Genomic DNA, 16523 nt, shown 5'->3' on the forward strand with positions numbered 1-16523 from the left:
CATGTGTAATTTATGTTGTCGTAAACACAAAGTACACAAAATAGGGTAGGTTTAAGCAATTGAATCTACCCTTATTTTAAAATCGTTTCTCGGACACTAGTGATAATTTTTTAAAAATAAGGTACAGAGATTAAATAAGAAAAGAATAGGGATAAGATAAACGTTTAATTTCGGGTTTGCTGAGCTATAGGAGATGTACTGCCCCTTGAGGGCAGAGAAGGGGAGTGTGGTTTTCACCATGGGTTTGAGAGCCCATGGTTACTGTGGTGTTGCTCTTTCAGAGCAGGGTGACGTTTAGAACTGTAGATCTGTCCTTCGTAGATTCAACTAATCCGAAATGAACGGTTAGGGCCGTAGGCCTATGGTCTTCGTAGGAGGGAGTAATTCGTGAGAAAAGGCTAGGAGCGTAGCCCTGAGGTCTTATGATTTTTGAAAAAGTAATGTTGAAAAATGGCTTATGGAAGCCTAGTTATTGGTTTTTGGTATATTATGTGGAATGATGAATATCAAACTGGTTATTGCAAGCATTTGCCCCTACTTGTATACAAGCGGATAATCATAAAGAAATAACATTGCAACAAAGATGAGTGAGCTTTACTAGGGCTACTCATCTTTGATTTTCAAATAAAACTGGGATTTTATTTTTAGATTGTTCCAGTTTTCGAACCAAATTAACCAATTATTATTCAAGGAAGAATTATGGTTAGAGGTTTTGGTTTTTTGAAGCCCTGTATTTGATCGTGGCATAAGCCAAGTAGCATGATCCGCCGATAATCAACAAGGTAGAAATCAAGGAGCTAAAGCTTTCAATATCTAGTAATTCAATTATGGTCCTCATAAGAACTATATTTTTTTTAGACAATGGTCGTCATACTTGTTTATCACTCCACTAACAACAGAGGATGCAGCAAACCAAACCTTTGGGTTTGACCAGATACCGGGTGCCAAAAGTGCTGATGCACCTATTCCAACGGCAACACCTAAACCCAAAGCAACTACTGCTCCACATTTGGTTCCCCCACTCACCAGTCCCATTTTTTCAATACTTAACTCTTTCATAACAAATTTAGTTTTTTGGTTGAACATTTATTTAATTGTTAATGAAATTTATTGCGGTATCGGTGAAATAATCTTTCACTCTAGGAAGAATTTTCGATAAAAATGTAACTTTTTTTGTCTTTGGAGTACGAAATATCCTTTCCAAGGCTTAATCGAAGGTCATCGATTATTAAATAGACCATTCTTTTGGAAACTCCTATGTTTCTAGCTAGGTCACCTGGCCCTCCTGTCTTCTTTTTTTCAATCAACTCTATCAAGAGTTTGGTCCGGTCGTAATACTTCAATCCTGCCATAGTTGTATCAGTTTAGTGGTACTAAATGTTGATATGCTTTAGAAAATTGATTCTCTGATTGTAATAAATCGACAGCTGTTCCAAAAGCTTTTATTGGCCCATCTTCCAAAACCATCAAATGGTCCATCAAATGGGAGTTGTTATTATACTGCCCCTTCAGGGCAGCGGAGGGGAGTGTGGTTTTCACCATGGGTTTGAGAACCCATGGTTACTGTTGTGTTGCTCTTTCAGAGCAGGTTGACGTTTAGAACTGTAGATCTGTACTTCTTAGATTCAACTAATCCGAAATGAACGGCTAGGGCCGTAGGCCTGTGGTCTTCCTAGGAGGAAATAATTCGTAAGAAAAGGCTAGGGGCGTAGCCCTGGGGACTTATAATTTCTGAAAAAGTGATTTTGAAAAATGGCTTATGGAAGCCTAGTTTTAGGTTTTTGGTATATAATTTCGAATGGTGAATATCAAACGACCTTTTCCAGAATCTTAGTAGGTTATCATGAATCTCCTTTTTTTCCTATTTTATTCGTTGTGTTAACTGATACAAGGGACATAATTGCCAATACAAAATAAATAAGCACGGCAATAGGCCTCGTTGTTTCAAAGGCTCCTAAAACTGCAAATTGATTACAGTTTGGACTAAAGAAGGCAATATCAATAGCAGCATAAGTCCAACATAAGAAGATAAAGAAGAAGAAAGCCATTATAATTTTTCTCATAAGATTTTTTTGTTAATGATTACAGTTTTGACAGATTTAAGGAAGCAATGTTGGTAAGTTCAATCCCATATAGTGTGTTTGAGTAAATCCTGATGAAAAATAATGGATAGGCCTCAATTTAGAAAAGAAGGTGGAAAAGATAAACGTTTAATTTCGGGTTTGCTGAGCTATAGGAGATGTACTGCCCCTTGAGGGCAGAGAAGGGGAGTGTGGTTTTCACCATGGGTTTAAGTACCCATGGTTACTGTTGTGTTGCTCTTTCAGAGCAGGGTGACGTTTAGAACTGTAGATCTGTCCTTCGTAGATTCAACTAATCCGAAATGAACGGTTAGGGCCGTAGGCCTATGGTCTTCGTAGGAGGGGATAATTCGTGAGAAAAGGCTAGGGGCAAAGCCCTGAGGACTTATAATTTCTGAAAAAGTGATGTTGAAAAATGGCTTATGGAAGCCTAGTTGTAAGATTTTGGTATATAATTTCGAATGGTGAATATCAAACGACGAATTCCGGAATCTAAGTAGGTTATCATGAATCTCCTTTTTTTCCTATTTTATTCGTTGTGTTAACTGATACAAGGGACATAATCGCCAATACAAAATAAATAAGCACGGCGATAGGCCTCGATGTTTCAAAAGCTCCTAAAACTGCAAATTGATTACAGTTTGGACTAAAGAAGGCAATATCAATAGCAGCGTAAGTCCAACATAAGAAGATAAAGAAGAAGCAAGCCATTATAATTTTTCTCATAAGATTTTTCTTTTGTTACTCTCCAAAAATAAAACCACCTATAAACCAATTTTTTCTCTCCCAAAAGCAAAAAATATTAGTTTAATTTAAACTAATCTATTAATTTTTTTTTAATTATTTTATTTTTACAAAAACTCGTTTAACTTTTTCTTCCGTAATAGTTAATGAGTCTCCAGAGATTTGATAGGTTGACTGCATGGTTTGACTAATTGATGGAATTTCTGTGTATAAAATAGCATGATCACTGGTGGACCAGTAAATAGAAGGTATATCTGAAAATTCAAATTTGTGCCCATGTTTTTTTGCTAAATCTCTAAAAACTCGCGATTCCGGTATGATTCTTCCATCATTAGTATATGTGAATTTGTAATTTTTAGAGGAATTGTCTAGCTCTTTATCAAGTATTCCTTCAAGCGTAAATGTTTGTTTTTCAACCCAAGTACCTATAAGACGTTCATCTTTTAAATGGTTGGATGATATGCTTTTACTATCAAAAGATGTTTTTCTAACTGGTTCAAAATATACATGATATGTCTTTTTTTCTAATTCAAACACTAAGGAAAGGAGTTCATCTTTTCTAGAAGCCACCACTTCGAGTTCTTCGCCACTGTCAAGGGGAAGACCAAACTTGATTTTATTTTCTGTTTTTTTTCCTATCATTATGATTGAATGATTTTTCCCAGATTGTATGGTAACCAAGTAATGATCTTTTTCTTTTTCGATTATGAGCATATTCTGCTCTCCAATTAAATCTCCCATGTAAACTCCCTCAAGCTTTTGACCATGAGAAATAGTGGAGGCGAACAGCAAAATCATTAAGATAAAATATCTCATGTCGGTTTGGTTTGCAGATTTAATAGCGATAAAATTAATTTTATTGGATTTAGTTGATGCTCCGGTAATTTTTAACCGGAGCAGTTCAACTACATACAATTATATAATTTATGTAGGTATAGTCCAGAAAGTAGTGAACTCTTACCAGCATAATATACAGAAAGTGATGCATAAAGCATCATATCCTCAATACTACAACCTCCATTCACGCACTCTAATTTTTCAAAATTTAGTTCTTTCATAACAAATTTAGTTTTTTGGTTGAACATTTATTTAATTGATAATCAAATTTATTGCTGTATCGGTGAAATAATCTTTCACTCTAGGAAGAATTTTCGATAAAAATGTAACTTTTTTTGTCTTTGGAGTACGAAATATCCTTTCCAAGACTTAATCGAAGGTCATCGATTATTAAATAGACCATTCTTTTGGAAACTCCTATGTTTCTAGCTAGGTCACCAGGCCCTCCTGTCTATTTTTTTTAATCAACTCAATAAAAGTATAGTCCGTTCGTAATACTTTAACCCTTCCATCATCTCATTGCCGCGATAAGATGATGTTGGTAAGTCATTAAACAGAAAATAATTATAGTTAAATCAAAATGGTCATACCCTTTTGAATGAAATGTTGTGCCGTGAGATGGTAATTATAAAAAACATAAGTTTGAATATTTTTTAAATTAAAAAATCTGACTTTTCGGAATGTTGCACGTATGGATAAATTGCCGCAAAAATTAATCTGTTGAACAACTTTTCACCAAAAAACTTTCTATTGAGCTTATATACAAACTCATAGAGGTAATTCTGAAGATACTTTTCACTTACCATGTGATAGATTCCCAGCAGATTCCTTTTTAAGTTACTTATTGCCACATGGACCCAGTTAAGAGCTACTTTTGTAGAGTCTGGGGAGGACTTTATCTTGATGTGCTCTTCCACCAATCTTTCGAGGTTTACACATGCAGTGTTTTCATTAGTAAACAGAACTGATTCTGTATCTATTGATTCTTCTACAAATTGTTCCACAGTTTCTTTGGTCACATCAGTTAGTACTTTCATTTAAAAAAAACCACAATGACGGCTCCTCTTACCTGTATTTGGATCCCCCAATGGCGTTGATTCTGAAGCGACTGCAACAATTGCCTGCTTTTGGCTCCCCTTACCTCGCTTCAGACGTTCCTGAACCTCCTTTCTTGTTGCTTTTTCCACATATGCCTCATCATATTCCACCATTCCTTTGGTTAGATACAGATCATCCCGCTTTCCCATTACACCTCTGATATTGTGCATGAGGTTGAACCCAGTCTCATACCTTTTAAGTCCCAACTGTCTCTGGAATTCTAGGCAGGAAAAGCCTTTCTTGGTGGCTGACATCAACAGAAAGGCGGTCAACCATGTCTGCAATGAAAGATTGCTCGATTCCATTACAATGCCTGCCTTAAGGGAAGTCCTCCTTTTACATATTCTGCACTAAAAAAACTTCTTTCCACTAAAGCAGTACTGTTTTGAGAAGCTTTTATAGGTTTTACAATAAATCCCGGTGTTCTCACGGTAGGTTTTCAAGAAATCCTCACTTGGGAAATAGTTTACAAATTCTAAGATGTTCATGCTTTTGTGTGTTTTTAGCCAAGAAATACCAATTAAACAAACTAATAAAATAATTGACACAAATTAACAAACTATATTTGGCTACGTGTATGATTCCGAAGAGTCAGATTAAAGAATAAAATTCCCTTCCTGGCAATTGCTTACAAGGAAGGGTAATGAAGAAGAAGTTTAAACTACACTAAACTTCTTCTTTTTTTTTAAAATTTAAATAAACTAAAAGCATGGCTAATATTAAAAACAACAAAATTGATAGACCTGTTTTGCTAATGATGTTGTGCTCATTAGATAACCAAAAGTACGCTGCACTAATGCAAGTAACGATAAGGAAAATAATTGAAAACACTTTACCCATATTATATCATTTAGTTGCGTCCAGCAATGGTGTCAGCACAGCCATCTATTGCTATAGCTGTGCTTACAGCCCATATTCCATAACCTCCTGCAACAGCCCATAATGGTCCTGTGGTATATGTAAGTGCTACAAAACCTAAAATCGATAACCCAACACCTACACAATCACGAATGCTACCACCACTCACCATCTCCATTTTTTCAAAATTTAGCTCTTTCATAACAAATTTAGTTTTTTGGTTGAACATTTATTTAATTGATAATTAAATTTATTACTGTATCGGTGAAATAATCTTTCACTCTAGGAAGAATTTTCGATAAAAATGTAACTTTTTTGTCTTTGGAGTAAGAAATATCCTTTCCAAGACTTAATCGAAGGTGATCGATAATTAAATAGACCATTCTTTTGGGAACTCCTATGTTTCTAGCTAAATCACTTGGCCCTCCTGTCTTCTTTTTTTCAATCAGCTCAATCAAGAGTTTCGTGCGCTCATAATACTTCAGTCCTGCCATAGTTTTATCAGTTTAATGGTACTAGATGTTGATATGCTTTAGAGAATTGATTCTCTGATTGTAGTAATAGCGAGGCTGTTCCATAAGCTTTTATTTGTCCATCTTCCGAGACCATCAAGTAGTCCATCAAATGGGAGTTGTTATTATACTGCCCCTTCAGGGCAGGGGAGGGGAGTGTGGTTTTCACCATGGGTTTGAGAACCCATGGTTACTGTTGTGTTGCTCTTTCAGAGCAGGGTGACGTTTAGAACTGTAGATCTGTACTTCGTAGATTCAACTAATCCGAAATGAACGGTTAGTGCCGTAGGCTTGTGGTCTTCCTAGGAGGAAATAATTCGTGAGAAAAGGCTAGGGGCGTAGCCCTGACGTCGTATAATTTCTGAAAAAGTGATGTTGAAAAATGGCTTATGGAAGCCTAGTTGTAGGTTTTTGGTATATAATTGCGAATGATGAATATCAAACGGCGAATTTCGAAACTAGGTAGGGTATCATGAGTCTCCTTTTTTTCCTATTTTATTCGTTGTGTTAACTGATACAAGGGCCATAATCGCCAACACAAAGTAAATAAGCACAGCAATAGGCCTCGATGTTTCAAAGGCTCCTAAAACTGCAAATTGATTACAGTTTGGATTAAAGAAAGCAATATCAATAGCAGCGTAAGTCCAACATAAGAAGATAAAGAAGAAGAAAGCCATTATAATTTTTCTCATAAGGTTTTTCTGTTAACGATTACAGTTTTGAAAGATTTAAAGAAGCAATTTTAGTAAGTTCAATCTCACATAGTGTGTTTGAGTAAATCCTGATGGAAAATAATGGATAGGCCTCAATTTAGAAAAGAAGGAGGAAAAGATAAACGTTTAATTTCTGGTTTGCTGAGCTATAGGAGATGTACTGCCCCTTGAGGGCAGAGAAGGGGAGTGTGGTTTTTACCATGGGTTTGAGAACCCATGGTTATTGTTGTGTTGCTCTTTCAGAGCAGGGTGACGTTTAGAACTGTAGATCTGTATTTCTTAGATTCACCTAATCCGAAATGAACGGCTAGGGCCGTAGGCCTGTGGTCTTCGTAGGAGGGAATAATTTGTCAGGTTAGGTCAGATCCGGATGTCTTTTTAAGTCCCCTGTAAATTTTAAAGTATGACTTTACAAACATGTTATCTGGAGTTATGAAAGATTTCCCCATTATTGTTTTCTGCCTTTTTCTTCCCTATTGGTTTCTCTAATTGAAATAATGGCTATTATAACTAGCAAGAAATAAATTAGAGATGCAATTGGTTTTGATGTTTTTATTGAACCCATAACATAAAACTCATTAATATTTGGGCTTAGGAAAAAAACATCGATAAATGCATATAGCCAACATAAAAGAAGAAAATAATAAAATAATTTTATTGCTCGTATCATTAACTCTATAATTTAAATCAAGGGAATAATTAAATTCCCTTGAAAATTGTTTTAAGCTCTATAATGCGTTGGACCAGCTTTAGATAAATCAGGCTCCTTTAAACATTCACAATTATAAGAACCCCACCCATAACCTACTTGATAACCTCCGAAGAGAGCAGCTCCAACTCTCAAGATTAGATTAATATATCCTCCTTCAATAGAATTTATTTCTTTTTCTTCAAGAGGATGAAAGACTTTTTCTATTTTATTTTTTTTCATAGCGTAATCAAATTTTAAGGGTAACGTAATCCTGTTGGTCCATAAATTTTACCACCTTGGTAAGAACTGTTTACTTCACTAATTCTATTTTTTAATGCACACCAAGCTTTGTGTGCAAAATAGCCTATATTAGCTAGTGGATCTGAACCCATTGGGGCTCCTCCATTTAGATTATATTTCTCTAAATAATCTAATTCTTTAAACTTGTCCATAATTTAAATAAATTTTCATTTTTCCCCAACCATTTCCAGGCGTTGGGTTTTCCCAATCTCATCCAAACAATTCTTGGTAGCTAGCATAAAGACTTGTTGTTTGATCATGATACTAAATTAATCTTGCTCCGTGCTGAAAAACAGCACGATAGAAATTTTTTCAAATTTTTTACGGTTCGTAAAAAATCGCCAAAGGAATCAATAAGGTGGCATTGTAGACACCATGGAAAATAATTGCCCACTTCATGCCGTAGGTTAGCCGAACATAGCTTAGAATCAACCCTAAAACAATCTGAATCCCCACCAAAAAGGGTACTAGATAGAAATGGTTGCTATAGTCAAATTCTGTATAGTTTCCCATATGAACTAATCCGAATAAGATGGAAGATACCCAAATAACCATTTTGAGAGAAGGTTGCCTTCCTTGATTGAGCTGTATGAAAAGATAAGCTAAATACCCCCAAAATATGATTAGAGGATACCAAACTTCACTCAGAAGCAAAAAAGAAAGTCCAAAACTCCAAGCCAAAGAGCTGTATTTCAAGTTTTGATGTAAGCGATATACAGGCTCCTCTAGCAAAGGTGCGATAAATATCCCCGCAAACACTATGAGCCAAAGATGATTTTCCAGCATGGCTTCTATTTTATGATCAAATTGCTCTATATCAAATAAGTGTAAGAGCAGACCTAGTGGAACGATTGCCAAAAACGTGATTAGCAGCAATTTCAGAAACTCCTTGGGGGTCATATCTGCAAAGGTTTCAGGTCTGTGTGGATTTTTGAGAAAATTGATAATGTTCTCAATTGTTTCTGTGATTTGTGCCTTAAATGTAGAGTTATGCACAGATTGAGTTGTAGAATACATAAGTTTTAAAGTTTAGTGATTGAAAATTTCTTCCTCCATTTACATTGGTGATCTGAGTGTTTTCTAAAATTTCAAATTTCCAGTCGATCCGAACTTGTTTTTGACAGGCAAAGACAAAGCTGTTTAACCTCCTTGAAAATTGAATGTCAAGCCCCATATCTTTAAGGTATTCTACATACACATAAAGCTGACGCCTGCTGATCCCTAGCCTTAAGGCTAATTCCTCAGGGCTGCCTGTTCTCTCTTCTCGAATGAGTTTATTGATCAGCTGTAATCGCTCGATTTGTTTGATGAATTCCATGGTTGGTTGTGTTGTTGGTGAAGTAAATTTGTGATTAGTTAATTGGGTTACTTAGTGATTGAGTGGTTTTTTGATCTCATGATTACGGTTTTATGAGTAGTCCAAATTCAAAGTATGACCAATTGCTTGCGGATCATTTCGAAATATTTCCCCTCTTGCATTATCAATTGATCATGCGTACCTTCTTCAATGAGTTTTCCTTTGTCAAGGACATAGATTCTATCAAAGTCTTGAACTGCTGCCAGTCTATGGGTAATGAAAATGATGGTTTTGCCCTCAGTTGCGAGCATTCGGATGGTTTGCTGTACAAATTGTTCGGAATCTGGGTCTAAGGAGGCAGTTGCCTCATCCAGTATTAATATGGAGGGATCTCGATAAAGTGCCCTAGCTATGGCAATTCGTTGTTTTTGGCCGCCTGACAGGGAAGCACCATTCTCCCCTAGATAGGTGCCGAAGCCATTTGGTAAGCTTTCAATAAATGGCATCATCCCTAATTTATTGCAGATTTGTACTACCTTTTGCATATCTGGCAGATAATCTCCCAGGGCGATGTTTTCAAGGACATTGCCCGCAAATAAATCAATCCGTTGAGGTACCACAGAGACAATTTGCCTCAAACTTGCATTTGAAATAAATTTAATATCCTGTTCTCCGATGTAGATATTTCCTGATTGTAGCGGGTAGAGATTTTGCAGAAGAGATACTAATGTGCTTTTACCAGAACCACTTTCGCCCACGACTCCCAATATTTTGCCCTGTGGGAAAACCAGGTTCAAACCGTCAAAAACATTGGCCCGTGAACCATAGCGAAAACTCACGTTTTTGAAACGGATATCTCCAACATCTTCTTTCTTGAGAGGAAAGGTGTCATCATTGCTTTCTACTTCTAAATCCATAATTTCAAAAAGACGATCAGCTGCTATTAAGGCATTTTGAATGGTTTTATTCATGCCAATCAGACTTGACACAGGGCCGGTAAGGTATCCGGTTAATGCATAAAAAGACATGAGTTCTCCAGGTGTAATTTCATTTTTCAACACATAGCCTGCACCGACCCATAATAATATGATTGTAAATACTCTTGAGACCATCTCTGATGAGGTGCCCGAGAAAATATTGTTCAGTCCAGATTGATAAATTGTTTTAAGTAAGGAAACAAATCGTACCTCGGTCTTGATATTGGCGTGGTCTTCTGCGCCAAACCTTTTGATGGTGCCAGCCGATGTGATGGATTCTACCAATTGGGATTCGAGTTCCGCGGATTCCTCCATGAGTCTTCGCTCAATTTTTTTATTGAGACTATTGGTAATGAGATAGATGGTCACATAAAGAGGGATCACCAATAGCATCACTAAGGCCAATTTCCAGTAAAATGTAAACATTAAAGCGAAGGAGAAAATGACTATGAAAATATTTACCAACAAGCCTATGGATACCTCGTTAATGAATGCTCTGATTTTTACAGCATCATTAATCCGTGATATGATTTCTCCTACTCTCATAGTGTCAAAAAACCGTTGTGGGAGGGTAAGTAAATGTTTGTAATAACCTAATATCAACCGTGCATCGATTCGTTGGCCTACTTTGATTACAAAAAGTGTTTGGAACACCCCGATCACTACCTGTAATACCAATAAGACAAGCATCGCTACCGAAAGCAGGTTAAGCAAGTTTACATTTCTACCGATAAAGACATGGTCAATTATCTTTTGAACATAAATCGAAGTGGAAAGTCCCAAAATCGTATAAACAATAGCACCAATTAATGATTGAAACATCACTCCACGGTGCGGACGAATAAGAAACCAAAATCGACTCCAAGTGCTAACTTTTTGGTTGATGGCTTTGAATTCATCATTGGGCATTAATAGTACCAATACTCCCGTCCACATTTCTTTGAATGCATCAGGACTGACCTTGTGCATTTGGCCATCGCCAGGATCCATGTATTCCACGGTCTTATCACCTACATTATAAAGAACTACAAAATGATGCAGTACTTTTTTGACGATTACATGAGCGATTACCGGCATGGGTACATCTTTAAGTGCCTCAAATTCTCCTCTCACTCCTTTAGCAGAAAACCCCATTTTAGTAGCAGCTTCAATCATTCCCAAGATGTTGGTCCCTTTTTGGTCAGTGGAGGCCATTTGCCTGATCTTGGAAACCGGCATTTCCAATTTATAGTAAGATGCTACAGAGGCTAAACAAGCAGCACCGCAGTCGGTAATATCCCTTTGTTTGATTTTGATACTCATGGCAGTAGTGATTAGGATGGAAGTTGAACTTGCGGATTGATCCAATTATCGACTTTGTCATAAAGCAATTGATATAATGATCTTCGAGCTATTACAAACCGTGCATTGAAGGTCATCCCCTTTTTGATTAGCCCCTCCTGTCCTGTTGTCAGGGTTAGATGAGGAGATGCCAATGCACAGGTAACTAAGAATCCGGCCTCTTTTTCATTTATCAAGGTCAGATCATCAGCGATATCAATAACTTTTCCTGTGGCAAGTCCCCATTGATTGTAATTGTATGCGTCAACTTGGAAACTGACCTCCTGGCCTATTTCTACAAAAGCAATGTCCATGGGAGAAATGTAGGTCACGGCAATCAATGTGGTGTCAGGAGATATTTCCGCTAGTTTTTGATGCGGGTGGATAAAGTCTCCTTTATTCAGATTCAAGACATTGATAAGAGTTCCATTGGTGCCCGCGATAATCTTGTATTGATCCATTTGTTCGGAGAAAACATCCAGCTGACTTTTAAGTCGAATCTTTTCCTGTTGATAATTGACCAGTTCTTGTTCCCATAAGTTGATTTGTTGTTTTTTGAGAAGCTCCAATTGTGTTTTCGCCTGCATGTACTGAGCTTCTGTATTGTCGTATTCAGCGAATGCTATGGATTTACTTTCGAATAATATTTGAGCCCGCTCATAGTCTCTAGTTAATTTCTGAAGACTTGTTTGATGATTGGATAGTTTTGATTGAAACTCTAGGAATGATGCTTGGTAATAGTTGGACTGTAAGCGAAGAGGAGCAAGTGAAGATTCTTCTAAGTCTATGTTTACCAGTTTTTGCAGGTCATTCATGAAGCTTTGCACTAAGGTTAATCGTTCTTCGAAACCTATCATTTCTAAATGAATTTGTTCATTTCGGATCAATGCCAAAACGTCCCCTTTTTTGACCTTTTGGTTTTCTAAAAGATTCCACTGTTCGATCCGCCCGCCAACAGAGGCAATTAAGGAATTGCGCTGAAGTGCTGATTGAAATGTTCCCCTTGCTTGGACAGCTACATCTACATACACTAGGGGTAGCGCAATTACTGCACTTACCAAAAAGCCCAGTATGATCAAGTAAATAATACTGGATCGCACGCTGATTTTAGAATCATAAACTTCGACGGTTTGCTGCGTGATGGAGGCAGGGAATAGGTTAGTTTCCATAGACTAAAAGATTTAAAAGGTTGATGTCCAGCTTTCATTTGAAAATGCTGTAATCGAAAATTAAAAAAACACCCACTAATTTCCTCTTATCCCACCCAAGTTAAACGTTTAAATAAACGTTTAATTTAACCACCTGCTCTTTGGAGATTTATCATTAGTTGACAATCGGGTATGTACTTAGGGTTTAAAACCCTAGCGTTAAAAATACATCAACTTCAAAAAGTCTGTGGATTGCCAAAAAAAACAACCAATTTACAGCGCTCCTATCCACCAAAGCCCTACTCCAATAAAAATGGCATAACCTAGTCCGTAAAGCATGAGTTTCTTTTTGATTTCGTTTTTGGTCAAGGTTCTATGGTGGGGTTCCAATTTGTATAGGGCTAAGCGACAGCTTGCATTGACGATAAAAAGTACCCAAAAAGCTTCACTGTTGAATGATTGCTCACTTATCCAAGAGCTGATCAAGAGCACAGCCATAATAGCTAAACTCACATGATATCCTGTCTTCAAAAATACCTTCATTATTAACTGAAATTAAATTAATAATGAAAGATAAAAAAACCTGCGAAATTATCCGCAGGCTATTTTATTGACACGGGTGGCGTGGCGGCCACCTTCAAAGGCTGTTTGCAAGAAGATATCCACCATCTTGGAGGCTGTCTCGAAAGGAATAAATCGGGCAGGGATAGCTAGCACATTGGCATCATTATGTGAACGGGCCAAGGCGGCTAGTTCTTCATTCCAACACAAGGCAGCGCGGATACCTTGGTGTTTGTTGGCTGTGATCGCGACACCATTGCCACTGCCACAGATTAAGATTCCAAAATCAAACTCACCAGCTTCCACAGCAGTAGCCAAGGGGTGTACATGGTCAGGATAATCTACTGAACCATCAGAGTAGGGGCCGAAGTCTTTGACTTCCAAACCTGCTTCCTGCAATTGTTTGATTATGGTTTGCTTGTATTCATATCCGGCATGGTCTCCGCCGATTGCAATTTTTTTCATCATCAAAGGAGTTAAACGTTATCTTCTAGTGCTTCTTTTGCGCGTTTTTTCTCTAATCTCTTGGCAATCTGAATCCCCGCTTCATACAAGACCAAGATTGGCATGGCTATCAGGATTTGGCTGATGACATCGGGAGGAGTAATCACAGCTGCTAGGATAAGAATGACAATGATAGAATGCCTTCTGTAGGTTTTCAACATAGCCGCACTGACCAATCCTGACATGGATAAGAAGTAGATGACCATAGGCAACTGAAACATAATCGCCGAAGCCAAGACCAACATACTCAAGGTACCTACATAAGAGGTTATATCAAATTCATTGGAAATCGTAGGGTCCAACTGGTAATTGGCCAAGAAATTCACCGAAATAGGGGTGAGAATGTAGTATCCAAAGAGTGTACCCAAGAAAAAGAGCAAACTTACAAAAAACACTGCCCCTCTTGCTGCCTGACGTTCCTTGGCGTATAATCCTGGACTAATGAATCTCCATACTTCCCAAAATATATAAGGAAAGGACGCGATGATCCCCACCACCAAAGAGGAGGTGATATGCATGGAAAACTGCCCCGTCATTTGACGGCTTTGTAAGATAAACGGTAGTTCTGTGATGCACAGAACAGGTGTGTTAAAGATTTCTGCCAATTGACAGAGCATGCGATAGGTGAAAAAATCAACCCGGGAAGGGCCCAAGATGATTTGTCCAAATACGATGCTTTTGGCGAGAAAGGCGATAATGGTGAAAATTAAAATAGCAGCAACTGAGCGCAGCAAATGCCACCTCAGTTGCTCCAAATGGTCCAAAAAGGACATGCCTTCATCTTCCTCTTCTTCTCTATACTGATCTAATGCCACTTTAATTTTGAGCGATTAATTTATACCTGCGGTCTCTTGCGAGTCAGCACTTATGTGGTTTGTGTATTTTGTTTAAGTCACAGTGGACTGGAACACTTTGTCTGTTGACGATTATCCGCGTGGTTGTAATTGAAGAATTGACCTCTTATACCTGCGGATAATCAAATCAATACAATGGGAATTGAACCATCCACTCGTTAACTTGGGATTTGATGCTTGCCAAAGCAGCTTCATCTGCATGATTAACCAAAGCATCATCGATCAAGGCTACGATTTTCTTCATGTCGGCTTCTTTCAATCCTCTGGTGGTGACAGCAGCAGTGCCGACACGCATACCGGAGGTTACAAATGGAGATCGCTTATCGAATGGGACCATGTTTTTGTTGATGGTAATATCAACCTTGCCCAAAGTTTCTTCAGCGAGTTTGCCTGTGATGTCTTTATTTGTCAGGTCAATCAACATCAAGTGGTTATCCGTTCCTCCGGAGATTAATTTGTAACCTCTAGCCACAAACTCCTCCGCCATCACGGCTGCATTTTTCTTCACCTGCACTACATAGGCCATATATTCGTCAGAAAGTGCTTCTTGGAAGGCTACTGCCTTAGCTGCGATGATATGTTCCAATGGCCCACCTTGCGTACCTGGGAAAACACCAGAATCTAAAAGCGAAGACATTTTTCTTAACTCACCTTTTGGAGTTTTCAGTCCAAACGGATTGTCAAAATCTTCTCTCATCAAGATCAAACCACCTCTTGGTCCTCTCAAGGTTTTGTGGGTAGTGGTGGTGACAATATGGCAAAACTCCAATGGGTCATTCAATAATCCACGGGCAATCAAACCGGATGGATGGGAGATGTCCGCTAATAACAAGGCACCTACTTGGTCAGCGATGTCTCTTAGACGCTCATAATCCCAGTCACGGCTATAGGCAGAAGCACCACAGATCAATAATTTAGGTTTTACTTCCAAGGCTTTGGCTTCCACCTTATCATAATCGATCAAACCTGTTTCTTCTTCTACCCCGTAGAAATGAGGCTGATACAATTTACCAGAAAAGTTCACTGGGGAACCGTGGGTCAAGTGGCCACCGTGAGCCAAATCAAATCCTAAGATAGGATCACCTGCATTTAATACTGCCAAGAAAACGGCGGCGTTAGCCTGTGCACCGGAGTGCGGCTGCACATTTGCCCAGCTAGCTCCAAAGAGTTCTTTTGCACGATCAATGGCCAATTGCTCAATCTGATCCACCACTTCACAACCTCCGTAATAACGCTTATTAGGCAGACCCTCAGCGTATTTGTTGGTCAACACACTTCCCGCCGCTTCCATCACCTGCTTGCTGGTGAAGTTTTCAGATGCGATCAATTCAATACCCGTCTTTTGACGGTTTTCTTCTTTTGCAATGAGGTCAAAGATTGCCTGATCTCTTTTCATGGATATGATTTTTAATAGGTTGCCCAAAATTAGTTTTAATCAATGGATAATCCAATTCAAAGGGGAGTTAAGTGAGGAGTGAATATGGAGGCGAGAGTTTAGAAGTGAGAAGCGAGAATCAAGAATGAAATATGCTTACTCGAAATAATTTGATATATTCCTATCGGCGAAATAATGGTGGCGTGTAAACAAGAGAATTATTCTTAAAGAGAGTGTCAGGTATTTTCAGGACGAGACAAAGTTCACGCCACGTGCGCTACGATTGATCGCAACGCTCGCAATGGCTGTCGGTCCACAGATTTCGCAGATTAGCACAGATTCGATGTCCAAACTTAGCGACCTTTGCGCTAACCTTAGGGTTCTTTGCGGTTTCTGTCCTCAATCTAATTAACGTTTTTCAAGAATATCCCCTTATTCACCAGACCCTAAATTATATCGCCACTAGGCATAGCTTATCCAACTTTAGGGGATTTCAACTTTATTTCGCACAAGCCTATTTCATCCTTCCTCCCTCATCCTTCTACCTTATTTTTTTGATTCTTGGCTCTTGTCTCGTCTCTCGCTTCTACCAGTTGTCCACAGATTTCGCCGATTAGCACAGATTAAAATGAACAGTCTCTCAGGTCTCATAT

Annotated in this window: 21 protein-coding genes and 1 pseudogene; all 22 read right to left on the minus strand. The window is 38.2% G+C overall.

The features are described from left to right. Positions 1 to 703: 703 nt before the first annotated feature. The 22 genes and pseudogenes from IE080_RS19635 to glyA all read right to left on the minus strand — a co-directional run bounded on the left by IE080_RS19635 (position 704) and on the right by glyA (position 15891). On the minus strand, positions 704 to 838 hold the full coding sequence (locus IE080_RS19635; RefSeq protein WP_262893055.1) for a hypothetical protein: 135 nt from the start codon (positions 836 to 838) through the stop codon (positions 704 to 706). A gap of 5 nt (positions 839 to 843) precedes the next feature. Continuing rightward, the gene (locus tag IE080_RS09220; protein ID WP_189581089.1) at positions 844 to 1059 is read right to left on the minus strand and encodes a hypothetical protein; all 216 of its coding nucleotides are present in this window, start codon (positions 1057 to 1059) and stop codon (positions 844 to 846) included. Positions 1060 to 1139: 80 nt separating this feature from the next. Then, the gene (locus IE080_RS09225; RefSeq protein WP_189581092.1) at positions 1140 to 1352 is read right to left on the minus strand and encodes a hypothetical protein; all 213 of its coding nucleotides are present in this window, start codon (positions 1350 to 1352) and stop codon (positions 1140 to 1142) included. A gap of 7 nt (positions 1353 to 1359) precedes the next feature. Beyond that, positions 1360 to 1542 (minus strand): hypothetical protein, encoded by a 183-nt coding sequence (locus IE080_RS09230; protein ID WP_189581094.1) that lies wholly within the window; start codon positions 1540 to 1542, stop codon positions 1360 to 1362. A 299-nt stretch (positions 1543 to 1841) separates the two neighbouring features. Continuing rightward, a complete protein-coding gene (locus IE080_RS09235; RefSeq protein WP_189581096.1) occupies positions 1842 to 2063 on the minus strand; it encodes a hypothetical protein in 222 nt (73 codons plus the stop codon). Positions 2064 to 2585: 522 nt separating this feature from the next. Beyond that, on the minus strand, positions 2586 to 2807 hold the full coding sequence (locus tag IE080_RS09240) for a hypothetical protein (RefSeq protein WP_189581098.1): 222 nt from the start codon (positions 2805 to 2807) through the stop codon (positions 2586 to 2588). A gap of 114 nt (positions 2808 to 2921) precedes the next feature. Continuing rightward, positions 2922 to 3641, minus strand: coding sequence for a hypothetical protein (locus IE080_RS09245; protein ID WP_189581100.1), 720 nt, complete (start codon positions 3639 to 3641; stop codon positions 2922 to 2924). Positions 3642 to 4315: 674 nt separating this feature from the next. Continuing rightward, a pseudogene (locus IE080_RS09250) lies at positions 4316 to 5248 on the minus strand (IS1595 family transposase). Positions 5249 to 5610: 362 nt separating this feature from the next. Further along, on the minus strand, positions 5611 to 5820 hold the full coding sequence (locus IE080_RS09255; protein WP_189581103.1) for a hypothetical protein: 210 nt from the start codon (positions 5818 to 5820) through the stop codon (positions 5611 to 5613). Between the two features lie 31 nt (positions 5821 to 5851). Then, entirely contained in the window at positions 5852 to 6112 is a 261-nt protein-coding gene (locus IE080_RS09260; RefSeq protein WP_229800569.1) for a hypothetical protein, read from the minus strand. 7 nt (positions 6113 to 6119) lie between these two features. Beyond that, complete coding sequence (locus tag IE080_RS09265; protein ID WP_189581106.1) at positions 6120 to 6302, minus strand: hypothetical protein; 183 nt, start codon at positions 6300 to 6302, stop codon at positions 6120 to 6122. A 298-nt stretch (positions 6303 to 6600) separates the two neighbouring features. Next, on the minus strand, positions 6601 to 6822 hold the full coding sequence (locus tag IE080_RS09270; protein WP_189581109.1) for a hypothetical protein: 222 nt from the start codon (positions 6820 to 6822) through the stop codon (positions 6601 to 6603). 742 nt (positions 6823 to 7564) lie between these two features. Beyond that, positions 7565 to 7774, minus strand: coding sequence for a hypothetical protein (locus tag IE080_RS09275; protein ID WP_189581112.1), 210 nt, complete (start codon positions 7772 to 7774; stop codon positions 7565 to 7567). 14 nt (positions 7775 to 7788) lie between these two features. Then, positions 7789 to 7986 (minus strand): hypothetical protein, encoded by a 198-nt coding sequence (locus tag IE080_RS09280; RefSeq protein ID WP_189581116.1) that lies wholly within the window; start codon positions 7984 to 7986, stop codon positions 7789 to 7791. A gap of 169 nt (positions 7987 to 8155) precedes the next feature. Continuing rightward, on the minus strand, positions 8156 to 8851 hold the full coding sequence (locus IE080_RS09285) for a CPBP family glutamic-type intramembrane protease (RefSeq protein ID WP_229800570.1): 696 nt from the start codon (positions 8849 to 8851) through the stop codon (positions 8156 to 8158). Beyond that, a complete protein-coding gene (locus IE080_RS09290; protein WP_189581119.1) occupies positions 8823 to 9152 on the minus strand; it encodes an HTH domain-containing protein in 330 nt (109 codons plus the stop codon). The genes IE080_RS09285 and IE080_RS09290 overlap by 29 nt, the downstream gene beginning before the upstream one ends. A gap of 107 nt (positions 9153 to 9259) precedes the next feature. Further along, complete coding sequence (locus IE080_RS09295) at positions 9260 to 11410, minus strand: peptidase domain-containing ABC transporter (protein ID WP_189581123.1); 2151 nt, start codon at positions 11408 to 11410, stop codon at positions 9260 to 9262. Between the two features lie 11 nt (positions 11411 to 11421). Continuing rightward, a complete protein-coding gene (locus IE080_RS09300; RefSeq protein WP_189581125.1) occupies positions 11422 to 12597 on the minus strand; it encodes an HlyD family secretion protein in 1176 nt (391 codons plus the stop codon). Positions 12598 to 12849: 252 nt separating this feature from the next. Further along, positions 12850 to 13119 (minus strand): hypothetical protein, encoded by a 270-nt coding sequence (locus tag IE080_RS09305; RefSeq protein WP_189581128.1) that lies wholly within the window; start codon positions 13117 to 13119, stop codon positions 12850 to 12852. A gap of 48 nt (positions 13120 to 13167) precedes the next feature. Beyond that, on the minus strand, positions 13168 to 13605 hold the full coding sequence (gene rpiB / locus IE080_RS09310) for a ribose 5-phosphate isomerase B (protein ID WP_189581131.1): 438 nt from the start codon (positions 13603 to 13605) through the stop codon (positions 13168 to 13170). 8 nt (positions 13606 to 13613) lie between these two features. Beyond that, positions 13614 to 14456: a twin-arginine translocase subunit TatC gene (gene tatC, locus IE080_RS09315; RefSeq protein WP_189581136.1), complete on the minus strand. Its 843-nt coding sequence runs from the start codon at positions 14454 to 14456 to the stop codon at positions 13614 to 13616. A gap of 166 nt (positions 14457 to 14622) precedes the next feature. Next, on the minus strand, positions 14623 to 15891 hold the full coding sequence (gene glyA / locus IE080_RS09320) for a serine hydroxymethyltransferase (RefSeq protein WP_189581139.1): 1269 nt from the start codon (positions 15889 to 15891) through the stop codon (positions 14623 to 14625). Positions 15892 to 16523: the final 632 nt, after the last annotated feature.

It is taken from the genome of Mongoliitalea lutea, from assembly GCF_014652135.1.
Classification (GTDB): Bacteria; Bacteroidota; Bacteroidia; order Cytophagales; family Cyclobacteriaceae; genus Mongoliitalea; species Mongoliitalea lutea.